The sequence below is a fragment of the Lacticaseibacillus suibinensis genome (assembly GCF_003946175.1).
In the GTDB taxonomy this organism is placed as follows: domain Bacteria; phylum Bacillota; class Bacilli; order Lactobacillales; family Lactobacillaceae; genus Lacticaseibacillus; species Lacticaseibacillus suibinensis.
The window spans coordinates 25,210-41,178 of sequence record NZ_RHOK01000004.1; the positions used below are offsets into that span (position 1 = coordinate 25,210).

The 15,969-nt window shown below is 53.9% G+C and carries 18 protein-coding genes; 16 read left to right on the forward strand and 2 right to left on the reverse strand.

Translation table 11 applies throughout. From position 1 onward, the window contains the following. Nucleotides 1-8 precede the first annotated feature (8 nt). From udk to EKM90_RS02865, 9 genes are all read left to right on the forward strand, one after another. A complete protein-coding gene (gene udk, locus EKM90_RS02825) occupies nt 9-647 on the forward strand; it encodes a uridine kinase (RefSeq protein ID WP_125579547.1) in 639 nt (212 codons plus the stop codon). A 62-nt stretch (nt 648-709) separates the two neighbouring features. Continuing rightward, nucleotides 710-1,186 carry a transcription elongation factor GreA gene (greA, locus tag EKM90_RS02830; RefSeq protein ID WP_125579548.1) on the forward strand — a complete coding sequence of 159 codons (477 nt, stop codon included), beginning with the start codon at nt 710-712 and terminating at the stop codon, nt 1,184-1,186. Nucleotides 1,187-1,293: 107 nt separating this feature from the next. After that, nucleotides 1,294-2,004 carry a cell wall-active antibiotics response protein LiaF gene (gene liaF / locus EKM90_RS02835; RefSeq protein ID WP_225422695.1) on the forward strand — a complete coding sequence of 237 codons (711 nt, stop codon included), beginning with the start codon at nt 1,294-1,296 and terminating at the stop codon, nt 2,002-2,004. Continuing rightward, the gene (locus tag EKM90_RS02840; RefSeq protein ID WP_125579550.1) at nt 2,001-3,065 is read left to right on the forward strand and encodes a sensor histidine kinase; all 1,065 of its coding nucleotides are present in this window, start codon (nt 2,001-2,003) and stop codon (nt 3,063-3,065) included. Before liaF ends, EKM90_RS02840 begins: the two co-directional genes overlap by 4 nt. After that, entirely contained in the window at nt 3,058-3,705 is a 648-nt protein-coding gene (locus EKM90_RS02845) for a response regulator (protein WP_125579551.1), read from the forward strand. The genes EKM90_RS02840 and EKM90_RS02845 overlap by 8 nt, the downstream gene beginning before the upstream one ends. Continuing rightward, nucleotides 3,702-4,001: a HesB/YadR/YfhF family protein gene (locus tag EKM90_RS02850; RefSeq protein ID WP_125579552.1), complete on the forward strand. Its 300-nt coding sequence runs from the start codon at nt 3,702-3,704 to the stop codon at nt 3,999-4,001. The genes EKM90_RS02845 and EKM90_RS02850 overlap by 4 nt, the downstream gene beginning before the upstream one ends. 126 nt (nt 4,002-4,127) lie before the next feature. After that, on the forward strand, nt 4,128-4,508 hold the full coding sequence (locus EKM90_RS02855; RefSeq protein ID WP_125579553.1) for a GntR family transcriptional regulator: 381 nt from the start codon (nt 4,128-4,130) through the stop codon (nt 4,506-4,508). Then, nucleotides 4,501-5,211 (forward strand): ATP-binding cassette domain-containing protein, encoded by a 711-nt coding sequence (locus EKM90_RS02860; protein ID WP_125579554.1) that lies wholly within the window; start codon nt 4,501-4,503, stop codon nt 5,209-5,211. Before EKM90_RS02855 ends, EKM90_RS02860 begins: the two co-directional genes overlap by 8 nt. Continuing rightward, the gene (locus EKM90_RS02865) at nt 5,204-6,007 is read left to right on the forward strand and encodes a hypothetical protein (protein ID WP_125579555.1); all 804 of its coding nucleotides are present in this window, start codon (nt 5,204-5,206) and stop codon (nt 6,005-6,007) included. The genes EKM90_RS02860 and EKM90_RS02865 overlap by 8 nt, the downstream gene beginning before the upstream one ends. Nucleotides 6,008-6,050: 43 nt before the next feature. On the opposite strand, the gene EKM90_RS02870 is transcribed toward EKM90_RS02865, so the two are convergent. After that, entirely contained in the window at nt 6,051-8,657 is a 2,607-nt protein-coding gene (locus EKM90_RS02870) for a YfhO family protein (protein ID WP_125579556.1), read from the reverse strand. Between the two features lie 173 nt (nt 8,658-8,830). On the opposite strand from EKM90_RS02870, the gene EKM90_RS02875 reads away from it, so the two are divergent. The 5 genes from EKM90_RS02875 to EKM90_RS02895 all read left to right on the forward strand — a co-directional run bounded on the left by EKM90_RS02875 (nt 8,831) and on the right by EKM90_RS02895 (nt 13,424). Continuing rightward, the gene (locus EKM90_RS02875; protein WP_125579557.1) at nt 8,831-10,951 is read left to right on the forward strand and encodes a peptidoglycan D,D-transpeptidase FtsI family protein; all 2,121 of its coding nucleotides are present in this window, start codon (nt 8,831-8,833) and stop codon (nt 10,949-10,951) included. A gap of 153 nt (nt 10,952-11,104) precedes the next feature. Then, complete coding sequence (locus EKM90_RS02880) at nt 11,105-11,782, forward strand: rhomboid family intramembrane serine protease (RefSeq protein ID WP_125579558.1); 678 nt, start codon at nt 11,105-11,107, stop codon at nt 11,780-11,782. Continuing rightward, on the forward strand, nt 11,782-12,036 hold the full coding sequence (locus tag EKM90_RS02885; RefSeq protein WP_125579559.1) for a YqgQ family protein: 255 nt from the start codon (nt 11,782-11,784) through the stop codon (nt 12,034-12,036). The genes EKM90_RS02880 and EKM90_RS02885 overlap by 1 nt, the downstream gene beginning before the upstream one ends. Continuing rightward, nucleotides 12,008-12,967: an ROK family glucokinase gene (locus EKM90_RS02890; RefSeq protein ID WP_125579560.1), complete on the forward strand. Its 960-nt coding sequence runs from the start codon at nt 12,008-12,010 to the stop codon at nt 12,965-12,967. Before EKM90_RS02885 ends, EKM90_RS02890 begins: the two co-directional genes overlap by 29 nt. Before the next feature lie 124 nt (nt 12,968-13,091). Continuing rightward, complete coding sequence (locus EKM90_RS02895; protein WP_373301005.1) at nt 13,092-13,424, forward strand: rhodanese-like domain-containing protein; 333 nt, start codon at nt 13,092-13,094, stop codon at nt 13,422-13,424. Between the two features lie 90 nt (nt 13,425-13,514). On the opposite strand, the gene EKM90_RS02900 is transcribed toward EKM90_RS02895, so the two are convergent. Next, a complete protein-coding gene (locus EKM90_RS02900) occupies nt 13,515-13,694 on the reverse strand; it encodes a DUF3042 family protein (RefSeq protein WP_125579562.1) in 180 nt (59 codons plus the stop codon). 53 nt (nt 13,695-13,747) lie between these two features. Between EKM90_RS02900 and miaA the strand changes: the two genes are divergently transcribed. After that, nucleotides 13,748-14,716 (forward strand): tRNA (adenosine(37)-N6)-dimethylallyltransferase MiaA, encoded by a 969-nt coding sequence (gene miaA / locus EKM90_RS02905; protein WP_125579563.1) that lies wholly within the window; start codon nt 13,748-13,750, stop codon nt 14,714-14,716. After that, nucleotides 14,700-15,965: a methionine gamma-lyase family protein gene (locus EKM90_RS02910; RefSeq protein WP_125579564.1), complete on the forward strand. Its 1,266-nt coding sequence runs from the start codon at nt 14,700-14,702 to the stop codon at nt 15,963-15,965. Before miaA ends, EKM90_RS02910 begins: the two co-directional genes overlap by 17 nt. Nucleotides 15,966-15,969: the final 4 nt, after the last annotated feature.

The window sequence follows — 15,969 nt, forward strand, 5'->3', positions numbered from 1 at the left end:
GCAAAACTGTGACGTTACCCAAACCAATCGTCATCGGCGTCACTGGCGGCTCCGCCAGCGGCAAAACGTCAGTGTCCCGCGCGATTTTCGATCAATTCTCCGGGCACTCGTTGCTCCTGCTGACTCAGGACGCTTATTATAAAAAAAGTGACCTGCCGTTTGAACAACGGCGGTTAATCAACTACGACCATCCGCTGGCCTTTGATACGCCGCTGCTCCACCGCCAGTTGAAGCAGTTGATTGCCCGTGAGGCGATTGACCGCCCGGTGTATGATTACAAAAATCATAACCGCTCCGATGAAGTGGTCCACATGACCCCCAAAGACGTGATCATTGTCGAAGGCATCCTGATTTTGGCGGATGAGGAACTGCGCAATTTGATGGATATCAAGATTTACGTGGATACCGATGATGATATCCGTGTCATTCGGCGAATTAAGCGGGATATGGTGGAGCGCGGGCGGTCGCTGGATGATATCATTCAGCAGTACCTCAAAACCGTGAAGCCGTCGTATCATCAGTTCATCGAGCCGACCAAGCGCTACGCGGATATCATTGTGCCCGAAGGTGGCCAAAACGAGGTGGCCATCGATCTCCTTACCACCAAGATTCGGTCGATTTTGGCGGCGCGCGGGTTGCAAGAGTAATTGACAAAGCTTCAGATTAAGGTAATATCTCCACTAGAGAATAAAGAATTGAGGAATGTAACATGGCAGACAAGACATATCCAATGACAGCAGAAGGTAAAGAAAAGTTGGAGGCCGAATTAGAACGGCTGAAGACGGTAGAACGGCCCAAGGTGATTGATCGCATCAAAGTTGCCCGTGGTTTTGGCGACTTATCGGAAAACTCCGAATACAGTGCCGCCAAGGATGAACAGGCAACGCTGGAAAGCCGCATTGTTCAGGTGCAAACCATGCTGCGGTTTGCGGACATCATCGACTCGAACGAAGTGCCGGCCGATGAAGTGTCGCTGGGCAAGAAAGTCAGCTTCGTTGAAGATGGCGATGACGAAGAAGAAACCTATGAAATCGTCGGCGCTGCAGAAGCGGATGCCTTCAATGGCAAGATTTCCAACGAAAGCCCAATTGCTACTGGCTTGATCGGCAAGAAAGTCGGCGACCATGTGACCATCAGCACCCCCGGTGGGGACATGCTGGTTAAAATCACTAAGGTTGAAGGCTAAGCAAAAAGCGCTGCGGCGCTTTTTTTTACGGAAATCCGTCTCGGGGCGGACAGTAAAGTCTACCTGCTGGCGTATACTGAAGAAAACAGGACTAAGGAGGGATGCAAGTGAAACGACGGTGGCAATTGTTCTGGGTGCTCGAAATCGCCTTGCTGATGGTGTTGGGTTACCAAATCGTTCAAAACACCGCGTCCCTCATTGGGGTGCTGACAGGGGCGTGTGCCTTGTTGCTGGGCATCAAGGGGCATTTCTGGCGCGCTTTTTGGTTAACCTTGGGGACGATTTTGATGGTGGTTGGGGTCTTCCTCATTCCCACCATTTGGATCATTCTGTTCGTGGCGCTGATTGGTGCCTTGTTTGCCATGTCAGGCAAGCAAGGCGGGCGCTTGCCTTGGCTCCAGAAGCAGTACTGGGCGGTGCGGACCAAGGCGCCAGCGCCCAAGGCTGGCTGCACGACGCATCACGCTTGGTTTGGCGATGAACATATTGGTGGTCAAACCTTCGAGTGGGACGATATCAACATGACCTTGATTGCCGGGGACACCATCATCGACCTGGGCAATACCTTGCTGCCGCCTGGTGATAGTACCATTGTCGTGCGCAAAGGGCTGGGTAAAACCCGGATTCTGATTCCGGTTGGCGTTGGCGTGATGGTTGATCATGCGACCTTGGCTGGCACTTTGACCATCAACGGCACCGAGCATAGCTTGCACAACCAGGCGGTTAAGCACTACAGCGATGATTACGACACCGCTGCGCGCCGCGTGCACATCCTGACCAACGTGATTGTTGGTGATTTGGAGGTGCTGTCGGTATGAAAAATCGCCAGATTATCTGGTTGTTTGCCATTACGCTGCTGGCCACCTTTGCGTTGGAGCTGGGGCTGGTGTTTCTACTCAGTACCGCTCAAGCCGTGACTTTTCTTGACGAGCTGATGGCGCCGGCGTATGCCATGCCCCTGCTTGCCTACTTACTCACCGGGGCGGTGCTTTTGGCGCTGATTGTGACCGGCTGGACCGCGGCCATGGTGCGCATGCAACACACCCAACTGTCACGCCGTTTGACGCAGCTGGTGGCGGGACAAACCGACGCACCAGTGTTGGCGCGCCAGCATCAGGCTCAAGCAGTGTTAGGCCAAGATGTGGCAGGGGCGCTTGAAGCCTTGCGCCAAAAAATGATACGCTTACAGCATGAAATTGAGCGCTACAGCAACACGCCGGTTTTGCTCGACGGTCAGTCCAAAGAGGATATTTTGACTGAAGAACGCCACCGGCTGGCGCGGGAGTTGCATGACTCGGTTTCGCAGCAGTTATTTGCCGCCATGATGATGTTATCAGCAGTGCGCAGTGTGGTGGCCCAAAATGGTAACAACGCCGCTGAGCTGAAACAAATCACCACGATTGAAAGTGTGATCAACGAGGCGCAGTCAGAGATGCGGGCGCTATTATTGCACCTGCGGCCGACGAATTTAGCCGGTAAGTCGCTTAAAGATGGTATCATCAGTTTGTTGCAGGAGTTGCAAACGAAAATCAAAATCGAGATTACTTGGAATCTGGAAGACATTCACTTGTCCCCAGCGATTGAAGATAATCTGTTTCGCATTGTGCAAGAACTGTTGTCAAACACGCTGCGTCACGCCAAAGCCAAGCATCTGGAAGTGTACCTGAAGCAGGTGGCCACCACGGTGGTGCTGCGCGTCGTGGATGATGGCGTTGGCTTTGATCCGAAAACCGAAAATACGACTGGCAGCTATGGCCTTTCCAACATTGCCGAACGCGCAAGCAGCATCGGCGGGGTCGCGAAGGTCATCAGTTTCCCTCATCAAGGCACAAGCGTTGAAATTCGCGTGCCGATTTCAAAGGAAGAGGCTCATGATTAAAGTATTGATTGTCGATGATCACGAAATGGTGCGCTTAGGCGTATCAACCTACCTTGGGGTGCAACCGGATATCGAAGTGGTCGGTGAGGCCGAAGATGGCCAGCAGGGATTGGATAAGGCGCTCTCCTTGCGGCCAGATGTCATTTTGATGGACCTGGTGATGCCGAACATGGATGGCATTGAATCCACCAAGCGGATTCTCAAAGCTTGGCCGGAAGCACGCATCATCATTTTGACCAGTTTCATTGATGATGAGAAGGTGTACCCCGCCATTGAAGCCGGTGCGGCTAGCTATATTTTGAAAACCGCTACGGCCGATGAAATCGCCGCTGCGATTCGCAAAACCGCGGCCGGTGATTCGGCCCTGGATCCCCAGGTGACCACCAAAATGATGAATCGCCTCACCCAAAAGCAAACGCCAGAGCTGGCTGATGAGCTCACGAACCGCGAACGCGAAGTGCTGATGCTGATTGCGCAAGGCAAGTCCAACCAGGAAATTGCCGATGAGCTCTTCATCACCCTGAAAACCGTGAAGACGCATGTGTCGAATATTCTGGCCAAGCTGGAAGTTGAAGACCGCACGCAGGCGGCGATTTATGCCTTCAAACACCACCTCGTGAGCAAGGAGGACCCGTCATGATTACCATTACTGATCAGGCCAGCGCCTGGTTCCGCCGGGAATTGGCACTACCGAAAGCCGGCGCGGGTGTCCGCTTTTTCGGCAAAGTCTATGGCAAAACCAATGTCCATGATGGTTTTTCGGTGGGGATGACCCGCGATGACCAAGCCGTCGCGCCAGTGCTGGCCACAAAAAAAGATGGCGTGTTGTATTACGTTGATGCCAACGATGACTGGTTTTTTGCCAATCTTGATCTCACCGTGGACTACGATGCCTGGCGCGACGAACCAAGCTATCACTTCACCCCGCAAGCCTGAGCGGGAGCCAACCCGCATGCGGGTTATTTTTTTTGCCTCCATACGCTTTTAGGGTTGCGCACGGGATGGGTTCGCAGTATAGTCATAGTGTAATAGATGTATAGTACACTAGTGAGGAGGGACAAAATGGAATTTGACGCCAAGACCCCGATTTATTACCAAATTGAGCAATACATCAATCGGGAAATCATCATTGGGCATTTGCGCCCAGGCGCTCAGGTCCCGGCAGTCAGACAGCTTGCCATCACGCTGACGGTGAATGTGAACACGATTCAGCGGGCGCTGGCGAATCTGATTCAGGCTGGCATTCTGGTGCCGGAACGCGGGAAAGGGAATTTTGTCACCACGGATCAGAAGGTGTTGGGGAAAATGAAACAAAGTATGATCGAAGGGGAATTTAAGGCCTTGTACGACCATTTGGCGGCCCTTGAACTCAGTCCCGAGGAAATGACCGCCGCCTTTGCGCAGTACGTGCAAACGCAGCAGGGAGGCGAAGCGCATGAGTAACGTTTTAACGATTGAAAATCTTACCTATCGCCGCAATTGGAAAACCATTCTGACCGACGTGTCACTGCAGCTGCCAGCGGGCCAAATCATTGGCCTGCTTGGGGCAAATGGCGCCGGTAAAACGACCTTGATGCGCCTGATTGCCGGTAGCGCCGTACAATTTAAAGGCCAGATTCAGGTCGACGGTCAAACCGCCATGGCCCGGCGCAAAGCGAGCGTCAGCTACACCGGCCAGCTGACGGATATTGAGCCCCGGTGGAAAGTTGGTCAAATTGCCGAATTAATGGCCCGATTGCATCCCGATTTTCGCATGGCGGATTTTTTGCAGTTGGCGGACCTGCTTGGCCTCCAGCAAAAGCAGCGCTTCAACCGGCTGTCCAAAGGTAATCAGCGCAAACTAGCGCTGGCAGTCACCATGGCCCGGCGCACGCAGTTGTACCTACTGGATGAACCCTTTGACGGCATCGATGTCATGACCCGTAAGGCGATGCTGAATAGTATCGTGCGCTGGTTGCCAAACGCGGCGACGATGGTGATTTCCGACCATCATGTCACCGATATCGACCAGCTGCTGGACGCCGTGGTGGTGATCAAAGACCAAACGATTGTGGCCCATGCCGCCGCCGATGAAATTCGCGAAGGTGGCCAAAGCATTGAATCTTACTTTGAACAATTCTACGAAGGCGGTGAAAACGATGACTAAAGCAAGCAAGGTGTTGGGGCAACTTCTGGGGCTGCGGCTCAAAGAAATTGCCGGTTGGCTGGGGCTCTACGTGCTCCTGATTCTCGGGCTCTCCGCCGCATATGCGCTGGGCTGGGTCGATGAAGGCAACTATTTCGGCCTGCCGCTGAGTGCCATGGTGTTTGGTCTATTCGCCGGCTTTGTTCGCTTGGCGATGTTGCAAGAGCAGCTTTGGACCAGTAACTGGTGGCGGCTCCTACCGCTGCCAAGCTGGCAGCTCATGGTGATAGGGACGCTCGCGACCTGGCTGACGCAGCTCATGCTGTGGTTAGGGGCTGGTCTGATTACCGCCGCCTGGTTGACGGTCGTGCCTGGGGGCCCAGATTTGGGGGCAGCGAATATTCAAGGAGGCCTCGTACTGGTCGCCTTAGCCCTGGTGGTAGAATTGTGGTTTGGGGCCATGATTTCGACCGTCCATTTGCTCACCGAAATGATCAGTGACTACTTACCAGATTTACGACAGAAAGTTGTGAAAGTGGTCTTATACGCCGTCTTGTTCGTCGGGCTGGAATGGTTGTTAAGCGGGCTGTTCGATTTGATGTGGCGGCTGGCTGCCCATGGGCGTCATCCTGAATTCAGTTTTTCCTTTGGCACCAGTACTGCTGACTGGGGCACCTCGGTTCAGATTCCCGCTGGCATCGGGCAGGCGTTTTTACCCATCTTCGTGCTCCTAGGCCTGGGCACGATAGCACTTATTTGCCTTAACGCGTACCTGTTAGATCACGTGGAAACCAAACAACCGCAACAAGTTGGGTAATCCAAAAAAGCTTCGCCATTTTTTCTGGCGAAGCTTTTTTGATTTACGCGTGATGCCGGCCCAGTGGCAGTAGCCACCACCAGACGCCGCAGAGCAAAAGCGCAATCAGACTCACCACCACGCCAGACCAGAAATAAGGTGGCGTATAGGTCATGGTGAGGTGATGCACACCTTTGGTCACCGGAATGGCGAGCATGAAGCCAAGTGCCTTTTGGGTTTTGACGGTTTGGCCATCAACCTTGACGTGCCAGCCGGCAGCATAAGGGATGCTGGTCATCACCACTTGTTTGGCCTTGGCATTGACTGTGGCGGCGAGAGACCGACTCCCACGGGCGGTGAGGTGCCAGTTGTTGGCCTTCAGGGTGTTGAGGCGAAGCAAGGTGTCAGCTAAATCCAACCGGAATAATTTGATATCGGCGAAATCCGCTGAGTCTTTGTTCAGCGTGAAGACGAGGGTTTGTTTGACCCCTGGCGCGCTCGGCGTGACATTGAGCAACTCGCGGTCGCGGAAGGTGTCGTAAATTGGGACGCTACGACCGTTTTGGGTCAGGCTGGTGAGGTTGTCGGTGAAGTTGGCGCCGATTTGAAGATAGTACGCATCGGTGGTCGCCGCGGTGAAGGTGTAGGTGACAGTGGTGGCTTCATTGCTGGTGAGGACAGTCTTAGACACGACACTGCCGCTTTGCGTGCCGTGCTTGACTTGCGGCGCGGACAGCGGCTCGACGCTGAACAGATCCGGTGTGCTGGTGCCGGTCAAGCCGCCCAAAATCCGCTCCTGGTTGACAGTGGGTGCTTGCGGCAGCAGCTTAGTGGTGAGAATTTTCTGGCTCGCGGTAAAGCCGAGGGCCAAGGCATAAGGATTGCGGTAGGCATTCAGGGCCTTGGTGTGGCCGACCTGGTCGTAGCGCTGCAGATCCGGCCGCGCCGCGATTTGCGGCATGAAGACGCTGGTCGGGGCACTCAGCCGCGGACTCAGGTAACCTTTGATGTTGAGCAACGCGTCCGTAATCACAGTGCCGTTGGTGTAGGCCACAAAATTGTCGCCGGCGCTTTGCCCGAGTTCGCCATAAAATTGCGGTTCCGCCGGTTCCAGCATCGAAGAAAATTGATCAGTGCCGAGATAGCCGATTTGCATCGAATCATTTTTGCTGCGGAGCACAGTTTTGCCAATGCGGCTGTTACTGCCGATTTTGGCTTGCAAGGTGTTGACGCCCGCACGAAGCGCTTCGGTGTACGTATGGTAATCCGAATGGCTGATATCACTTAGTTGATTTAAGGTCAAAACCGCATTACTCCCAGCATCCACCACCATTAACACGCCAATCGCAATGGTGAAGGCTCGGCGCTTCGGGCCATGCAGGCTCAGGAGCATCAGCGCCGCCACACTCATGCCGGCGGTGATGCCAATGGCGCCGGTGGTGAGATAGCTGTAATGGTCGCGCCGCAAGAACACGGTTAGCGTGAGCGCCGTCATCACGCCCAGTGCTATCAGCAACTGGGTGATGGTGATGCCTTTGGGCCGGCGCAGCAGGGCCCGCAGGCTGAGCATCAACAGCCAAAAACAAATGACGAACGAGAAGCGGTAAGGATACCAGACCGGAAACTGCATGCCATGCCACAGCAGGTCAAGCGGCGCCCAGGTGATGGAAAGCAGGAGGAAGCCACTATACAGCCCGGCGGCCAGTCGCTCTTGCCAGCGAATTTCCTTGGTGCAGAAATATAAGATGAAGCCAATCAGGCCAATGCTGCCGACAAAGATATTGGCCTCACCGCTCGGCATTTGGCCGAAAGAATAGGCGCCAGCAAAAAACTTGCCTAACAGCTTCAGCGGGCTAGACTCGAAATGGGTCCATTGAATTTGGTTTTCGGTATAGGTGCCTTTGCTTTGCGCCAGCTGAAAGGCCGTGGGCAACAAGAGCCAAGCCGCCAGCCCGGCCGCCAGCAGCCCACTGGCGGCGAACTGCCGGACGGCGCGCCAAGTCTGACGCCACGGCAGTCGAACTTCAAGCAGGCGAAAGCCGAAGTAGGCAATCAAAAACAGCACCAGCATGTAGGCCATGTAGTAGTTGCTGACCATGGCCAGCAGAAGCCAGCCGAGCATCATGAACGGCCGCCGTTGCTTAATCAGCCGATCACAGCCTAGGGCAATCAGTGGCAGGAACACGGCGGCATCCAACCACATGAGATTGAGCTGGTTGGCGACCATCCAGCCGCACAAGGCATAAGCCGTGCCAAAGCCCACCACCCAGCTGCCGCGGGCATGCTGCTTTTGCACATACCAACCCATGGCCAGACCAGCAGCGCCATATTTGAGCAGGGTCATCACTGTGATGGCCAGATCCAGCATCGTTTTCGGAAACACCAAAGTGACGAGGTTGAACGGACTCATTAAGTAGTAAGCCCAAATCCCTAGCGCATCACCGCCAAGATCTTTGTTGAAAGCATAAAAAAATTGGCCAGGATGGCCGAGCAGCGTTTGGCGATAGTAGCTGTAATAGTCGATGTATTGTTGGCCCATGTCGACAGTCATTACCGAGTTATTGCCAAAGGGCCACACTTTGACCGCAATGAAATAACCGGCCATGATGACGACTGGCACCAAAAAGGCGAAAATTAACGGCCGCCGTTTGCGCCATTTGCTCTCTTGCATAAAGGCCTCCTGAACCACGATTTGAACTGGCGGCAGGCAAGGTTAGGAATCGGTAAAATCTTGGGCTAAGCCCGTCAGTTCAACTGCTTTTACTATAACATGATTCGGTAAGGCATGGCGTTTAGCCCTAGATTTTGCTAAACTGCAGAGGATAGAAGAAGGAGTCGAGAAGTTTGAAATACATTCGCACGCCGAAGCCTAAGCGCGAGCGCTCGCACATTCCGTTTCGCCTGAACTTGTTATTTTTCTTCGTGTTTTTGCTGCTAGCGGCGCTGGTGGCGCAGTTAGCGTACCTGCAAATCATGAATGGCGCCAAGTTCCGCGCGGATGTTGACAGTACGGATCAGGCGACGGTCACCGGCAGTGTGCCGCGGGGGCAGATTTATGACAGTGAAGGCCGACTTTTGGTCGCTAACTCTGCCAACAATGCGATTGTGTACACCAAAAGTGTCGGTGTTTCGGCGCAAACCATGCGTGATACCGCTGACGAGCTGTCCAAGTACGTCACGATTTCCCTTGATGGCATGCGCAAACGCGATTATGCCGACTATTATCTCGCGGATAAAACCGCTTCTGATGCGGTGCTGAAAAAGCTGTCAGCGGAGATGCAAGCCACGACAGACACGAGCAAACAGTATCAAGCCCAATTGAGTTACGTGACGAAACACTTGCCTGATTACTCTGACCGAGAAAAAGACGCCGCCGCGATTTACAAAAAAATGAACGGCGCCACGCAACTCACGACGGTTTACATCAAGGACCAAAACGTCAGCGAGCAGGAAGTGGCAGAAGTCGGTGAACATCTCACCAAAATGCCTGGCATCAGTTTAGGCACCGACTGGGAACGTTCCTATCCGAACGGCAAATCGATGCTGAGCATCATCGGCACAGTGTCCTCGGAGAAAACGGGGCTGCCAGCCGAAACCTTGAATGAATACCTCGCCAACGGATACGCCCGCAATGACCGAGTCGGCACCAGCTATCTGGAAAAAGAATATGAAAGCATTCTCAAAGGCGCCAAGAGTCGCACCAAGGTTGAAATCGGGCGTGACAACAGCATTGTCAGCTCAACTACCGATTTTCAGGGCCAACAAGGCGCTAACTTGAATCTGACCATTGATTCCGCCTACCAGAAAATGGTGGATGACGATGTGACGAAGGTCTTCAACCAGGCCAAGTCTGCTGGCGAAACTGGGGTCTCCGATGGGGCCTATGCGGTGGCAATGAATCCCAAAACCGGTGCGATTTTGGCTATTTCTGGGTTGCATCAAAACGTCAAGACGCATGAAGTCACCAATGATTCTTTGGGCGTTTTGAACCGCGCGTTCGCCATGGGGTCGATTGCCAAGCCTGCCATGGTGCTAGGGGCGCTGCAAGATGGCGTCATTACCGTGAATAATAATACCCTTGGCGACTCCGCGATTTATCTGCCGAATACGCCAGTTAAAAAGTCTGACTACGGGATTGGCAAGTTCAGCAGTCTGACCGCGACGAAAGCCTTGGAAGTTTCCTCAAACACCTACATGATGCACTTGGCCATGCTGGAAGGCCACGCGGATTATGTTGCCAATTCACATTTGTATATGAATAAGGACATTTTCACCAAGATGCGTGGTTACTTTAACCAATTCGGGCTCGGCCAGAAAACTGGCATCGATTTGCCTGGTGAAATTGCCGGTTTGGAAGGGGCCGAATACACCGATGGCCGTTTCAACGTTGGCTCGGCGCTGGACTTGTCTTATGGTAACTTGGATACTTACACGTTGATTCAAGCTATTCAATATGTCAGCACCATCGCCAACAATGGCTACCGCATGAAACCTTATATTGTGAAGAGCGTGAGTCAAACCCTCAGTGATGGCAGTTCAGGGCCAATCATCAATACCACCACCCCAACGGTTTTGTCCAAAATCAAGAACAACCAGGACCAAATCAACTTGGTTAAGCAGGGGATGTGGCAAGTGGTTCATGGCACCAGCGGTTATGCCACTGGGACAGCGCTGCAAAGTCTCAATCCTGGCGTCGCTGGGAAAACTGGGACGGCGCAAACCTTTACACGCACCGATCCGGAAAATTCCAACTCGACGCAAGTGGAAGCCATCACCCAAAGTTTCATCGGTTATGCCCCAGCAAGCGATCCGCAAGTGGCAATCGCCATCGTGGTGCCTAACGTCAGCAAGATGTCTTCTTGGGCGTATGATATTGCAAAGTTAATGTTTCAGGATTATTACAAGCTCTATAAGGTGCCAACGCAGAAGAACTATTCGGTTCATCAAAAGACCGCCAATGGTTGAGCGGCTAGGCAATCAGCGGAAATAATGCTACACTGATTTGTGAAACTTGGACATGTTCTGTTGTTGTGCGCACCGGCCGCTCCCAAGTTGGTTGGGTAGCGGTTTTTTAATGCATGACGTTGACATGGTTTGATTCAGAAAGGAGCCACCCCTTTGCACAGTTCTGGCTACCGCAGACTTGCTAACCAGCCTTTTGTCACTTATGGCTTGCTTGGCATTACCGTGTTGGTTTATCTGCTTGAAACGCTGGCTGGTGGCAGTACTGATACCATGGTGCTGCTGCAGTTCGGCGCGCGCTACAACCTGCTGATTGAAGCAGGCCAGTGGTGGCGGTTGATTACCCCGATTTTTGTCCATATCGGCCTGATGCACATTGTCGTCAATGGCGTCACGCTGTACTACCTGGGCATGCTGACCGAGCGCATTTTTGGCCACTGGCGGTTTTTCGTGGTGTACCTGCTGTCAGGCATTACCGGCAACTTAGCGAGCGCAGTGTTTAATTCAACCGGGCTAGCGGCTGGGGCTTCGACCTCGCTGTTTGGGCTGATGGGGGCATTTCTGATGCTCTATGATACCTTCCGCGATGATCCGCAAATCACAGCACTGGCCAAGCAGTTCATTTTGCTGGCGGGCTTGAACCTGGTGATGGATCTGTTCATGAGCGGCGTTGATATTTGGGGTCACATTGGCGGGTTTGTTGGCGGCTTCTTGATTGCGACGGTGCTAGGTGTCCCGCGTTTTGCCAGCAGCCGGGTGCGCCAAGTTATCGCTGCCGCCGTGTTGGTCGTGGCCTCAGGCGCGATGGTGTGGGCCGCTTTCGGGGCATTCTGATGAAGACTTTTTATGACGTTTTGCAATTACTCAAGCGCTACGGCACCTACGTTCACGTCGGTGAGCGGCTGTGGGATATCGAATTAGCAGCGGTGGAAGTGGATCGCCTTCACAAAGCCCAGCTAATTGATGATAAAACTTATGCCTCAGCCAAAATCGTGCTCCGACACGAACATGCTCAAGAGGAGAAGCATCCTTTAATAAAAACACATGGAGGAAACAATCATGGCGGACAAGAAACTGATGGGCGTTGATTTAGGCGGTACGACCTGCAAGTTTGCAATTTTAACCGAAGACGGTGAAATTCAACAACGGTGGAGCATTGACACGAATATCTTGGATGAAGGTAGTCACATCATCCCTGATATCATTGCGTCCATCCAGGACCACTTGAAGCTCTACGACATGACGGCAGCTGATTTCCAAGGCATCGGCATGGGGACGCCAGGGACGGTTGATCCTGCCCAAGGCACGGTCATTGGCGCCTACAACCTGAACTGGAAGACGATGCAGTACCCAAAGCGCGACATTGAAGCGGCTACTGGCATTCCTTTTGCCATCGACAACGACGTTAACGTGGCAGCGATGGGTGAACAGTGGAAGGGTGCCGGCGACAAGTCTGACAACGTGACGCTGGTGGCTTTGGGCACCGGGATCGGCGCCGGTATCGTCTCTGACGGCATCTTGCTGCATGGCGCGGCTGGGTCTGCTGGGGAAGTCGGCCATGTGACCGTGCAACCAGGCGGCTACATGTGCACCTGCGGCAAGCGCGGCTGCCTGGAAACTGTTGCTTCCGCCACTGGGATTGTCCATGTGGCGCGCGATATGGCTGAAGAATTTGCCGGCGACTCGCGTTTGAAGCAGATTTTGGATGATGGTGAAGACATCTCCAGTAAAATCGTCTTCGACTGCGCCCAGGCCGGCGACAAGCTGGCTTTGATGATTGTCGATAAAGTCTGCTATTACCTTGGCCTCGGTTTGGGGAATATTGGGAACATGCTGAACCCTGAATTTCTGCTGATCGGCGGCGGCGTTTCTGCAGCCGGCGACTTCCTGCTGACTCGGGTCCAGAAGTACTTCAACGAATTTACCTTCCCGAATGTGCGCAACACCACGCACCTGCGTTTAGCCACCTTGGGCAATACCGCCGGTGTGGTGGGAGCCGCTAGCTTGGCTCGCGCATAAGGAGCATTAGCATTAAAAAATCAGGGCGAAGAGTCTGTTAAGGAGCGAATTTGTAATGGGGAACTTGTTGCTGGTTGTTGTTGGGATTGGGCTGGTCGTCTGGGCCGCCAACTATTTGTATCAAATGTGGCAGAAGTCACGGCTCAAAGCGGTCGGCGGCGAAATGACGCCGGAAGACTTTGAAGCGACGATGCGCAAGGCGCAGATTATCGATCTCCGGGAAAAAGGCGACTTTGACGCCGGCCATATCCTGGGCGCCCGCAATCTGCCATACACGCAGTTGAAGCAGCGCCAAGTGGAACTGCGTAAGGACTTACCGGTGTATCTGTATGATTTAACCGGTGCCATGTCCGTGCGTGCGGCGCGCAAGCTGCGCAAGGAAGGCTTCCAGCATCTGTACTTCCTCAAGGGCGGTTATGATAACTGGTCCGGCAAAACGAAGAAGCGCGAAGCATAATGAAAAAGACGTGGCTGTTTGCGAATTGCAAGCAGGCACGTCTTTTTGCGTTTTGAGTGAACATAACCCATCACTAGGAGCGAGGTAGGGTCAGCCTTGGTGAGCAGCGTGAGATTTGCGGTTGGCCTTGCGGCGGTTAGCATTGATCTCATCGACTTTTTCTTCAACGGGTTCGATGTAAGACTTTTTGAATGTCAACACCGCACCGGCCACGGCGCCGGCCGCAGTGGCAAGTCCGAGTAAGAACCCAGTCGCAAATTTGTGTTTCATAAAAATCCCTCCAATATATCGAACTTAAGTGCTAACTACATTATACTTGATATATGACATTGAGCGGGAATAATTCTAACCAAACGCAAGTATTAATGATCGGTGGCCCAACTGCTACCGGCAAAAGTGCTTTAGCCGTGGCTTTGGCCAAGCAATTTGATGGTGAGATCATCAATGGTGATGCCTATCAGATCTATCAGGGCATGGATATTGGCACAGCCAAAGTGACTGTGGCTGAGCAAGGCGGGGTCCCGCACCATTTGCTGGATATCGTGCCGCCAAGTGCTAGTTTTTCTGCGGCTGAATTTCAGCGTCGGGCCGAAGCGGCGATTGCTGACATTGCCGGGCGCAAGAAGCTACCGATTGTGGTGGGCGGGACTGGCTTTTACCTGAACGCGCTAAGGCTGGGCTTGCCGCTGGGCACCCAGGCCGCTTCACCAAGCCGCGCGCGGTGGCAAGCGGCGTTAGCGGCTCATGACACAGCCTGGCTATGGCAGCAACTGGCCGCCCAAGATCCGGCGGCGGCGGCCAAAATTCCGACCGGTAATTCGCGGCGGGTGATCAGAGCACTGGAAGTGATTGAGCAAACCGGTCAGCTATTTTCGGCGCAGCCACCGAGCACCCCGCAATACGATACTTTGGTTTTGGCCCTCACCACTGAGCGGGCGGCCTTGTATGACCGGATTAATGCGCGGGTGGAAGCGATGCTGAAAGCAGGTTTGGTGGCTGAAGTGCAAGCAGTGTTAGCGCAGGCGCCGCCGACTGCTCAGGCGCTGCAGGCCATCGGCTACAAGGAGCTGCTCCCATATTTGGCCAAAGAGCAGTCGTTAGCTGAGGCTACGGCGCTGATTCAGCAACATTCACGGCATTACGCCAAACGACAATTAACGTATTTTCGCCATCAGATGCCGGCCCACTGGCTGGATCTGATTGCTGATCCGAAGGCGCCGGCACAAGCGGCGGCCTTGGTTTCGGCGTGGCGCATTCAAGGAGGAGTTCATTTTGATGAAGTGGCAAGATAAGTTTGATCCGAAATTAATGGCAACCGTGGCCGAGGTTGATGCCCAAATCGCGCCGCGGCTGGCGGCGATTGATGACCAGGTGCTGACCAACGAAGCGAAAGTATTAGATAGCTTCCGGGCCCATGAAGTGGCGGAAAGCGATTTGATCAGTTCCACCGGCTATGGCGACAGTGATGTCGGCCGAGATAAGCTGGAAGCCATTTATGCCGACGTGCTCAGCGGTGGGGCGCCGTATGCAGACGCTTTGGTGCGGCCACAGTTCGTCTCTGGGACCCACACGATTGGGGTGGCGATGCTCGGGTTGGTGCGGCCCGGTGATGAAATCCTTTATATCACCGGCGCGCCTTATGACACCTTGCAGGAAGTGCTGGGGATGGCTGGCAATGGCATTGGCAGTCCCAAGGAATACGGGATCAAGGCGGATTATGTGCCGCTGAAGGCTGATGGCAGTGCCGATTTGCCTGCCATTCAAAAACGGATTCGGCCAGAAACCAAGGTCATCACCATTCAACGCTCCCGCGGCTATGCGACCCGCGAATCCTTTACGGTGGCCAAAATCGCCGAGATGATTAAAGCCGTGCGGGCCATCAAACCAGACGTCTGGGTGTTCATCGACAATGCGTATGGCGAATTTTCCGAACCAATCGAGCCGCTGCAAGTCGGCGCTGACTTGATGGCTGGTTCCTTGATCAAAAATGCTGGCGGCGGCATGGCCAAGTCTGGGGGTTACATTGTGGGCCGCAAAGATCTGGTCGAACGGGTGTCCTACCGTATGACGGTGCCTGGCATCGGCGGGGCAGAAGGCGCGACCTACGGCAATTTGGCCGATATGTACCAAGGCTTCTTCATCGCGCCGCAGGTCACCGGTGGCGCGATCAAAGGCGCCATCTTTGAGGCCGCACTGCTGGCGAAGCTAGGTCTGCAGGTCAGCCCAAGCTGGGATGCGCCGCGGACGGACCTCATTCAAACCGTCAACTTTGGTAACCCCAAAGACATGAGTGCCTTTGCTAAAGCCGTGCAGCAGAATTCACCGATTGATGCCTTCGTGACGCCAATTGCCGAGGAAATGACCGGCTATGAAGACAAGGTCATTATGGCTGCCGGCAACTTCGTCGAAGGCTCCACCATCGAGTACTCCGCCGATGGGCCAATGCGGCCGCCATACACCTTGTATATGCAAGGCGGGTTGACCTACGCCCATGCCAAGCTGGCCACGATTGGGGCAGCCCAGGCCACATTTTTCAATTAAGCGA

What these genes read in the sequence shown, in the direction of transcription:
- EKM90_RS02900 (WP_125579562.1), bottom strand. Translation starts at nt 13,694, where the DNA reads ATGAAACACAAATTTGCGACTGGGTTCTTACTCGGACTTGCCACTGCG.
- EKM90_RS02845 (WP_125579551.1), top strand. Translation starts at nt 3,058, where the DNA reads ATGATTAAAGTATTGATTGTCGATGATCACGAAATGGTGCGCTTAGGC.
- EKM90_RS02860 (WP_125579554.1), top strand. Translation starts at nt 4,501, where the DNA reads ATGAGTAACGTTTTAACGATTGAAAATCTTACCTATCGCCGCAATTGG.
- EKM90_RS02840 (WP_125579550.1), top strand. Translation starts at nt 2,001, where the DNA reads ATGAAAAATCGCCAGATTATCTGGTTGTTTGCCATTACGCTGCTGGCC.
- EKM90_RS02890 (WP_125579560.1), top strand. Translation starts at nt 12,008, where the DNA reads ATGGCGGACAAGAAACTGATGGGCGTTGATTTAGGCGGTACGACCTGC.
- greA (WP_125579548.1), top strand. Translation starts at nt 710, where the DNA reads ATGGCAGACAAGACATATCCAATGACAGCAGAAGGTAAAGAAAAGTTG.
- EKM90_RS02855 (WP_125579553.1), top strand. Translation starts at nt 4,128, where the DNA reads ATGGAATTTGACGCCAAGACCCCGATTTATTACCAAATTGAGCAATAC.
- EKM90_RS02895 (WP_373301005.1), top strand. Translation starts at nt 13,092, where the DNA reads ATGTGGCAGAAGTCACGGCTCAAAGCGGTCGGCGGCGAAATGACGCCG.
- EKM90_RS02885 (WP_125579559.1), top strand. Translation starts at nt 11,782, where the DNA reads ATGAAGACTTTTTATGACGTTTTGCAATTACTCAAGCGCTACGGCACC.
- EKM90_RS02870 (WP_125579556.1), bottom strand. Translation starts at nt 8,657, where the DNA reads ATGCAAGAGAGCAAATGGCGCAAACGGCGGCCGTTAATTTTCGCCTTT.
- miaA (WP_125579563.1), top strand. Translation starts at nt 13,748, where the DNA reads ATGACATTGAGCGGGAATAATTCTAACCAAACGCAAGTATTAATGATC.
- EKM90_RS02865 (WP_125579555.1), top strand. Translation starts at nt 5,204, where the DNA reads ATGACTAAAGCAAGCAAGGTGTTGGGGCAACTTCTGGGGCTGCGGCTC.
- EKM90_RS02910 (WP_125579564.1), top strand. Translation starts at nt 14,700, where the DNA reads ATGAAGTGGCAAGATAAGTTTGATCCGAAATTAATGGCAACCGTGGCC.
- EKM90_RS02850 (WP_125579552.1), top strand. Translation starts at nt 3,702, where the DNA reads ATGATTACCATTACTGATCAGGCCAGCGCCTGGTTCCGCCGGGAATTG.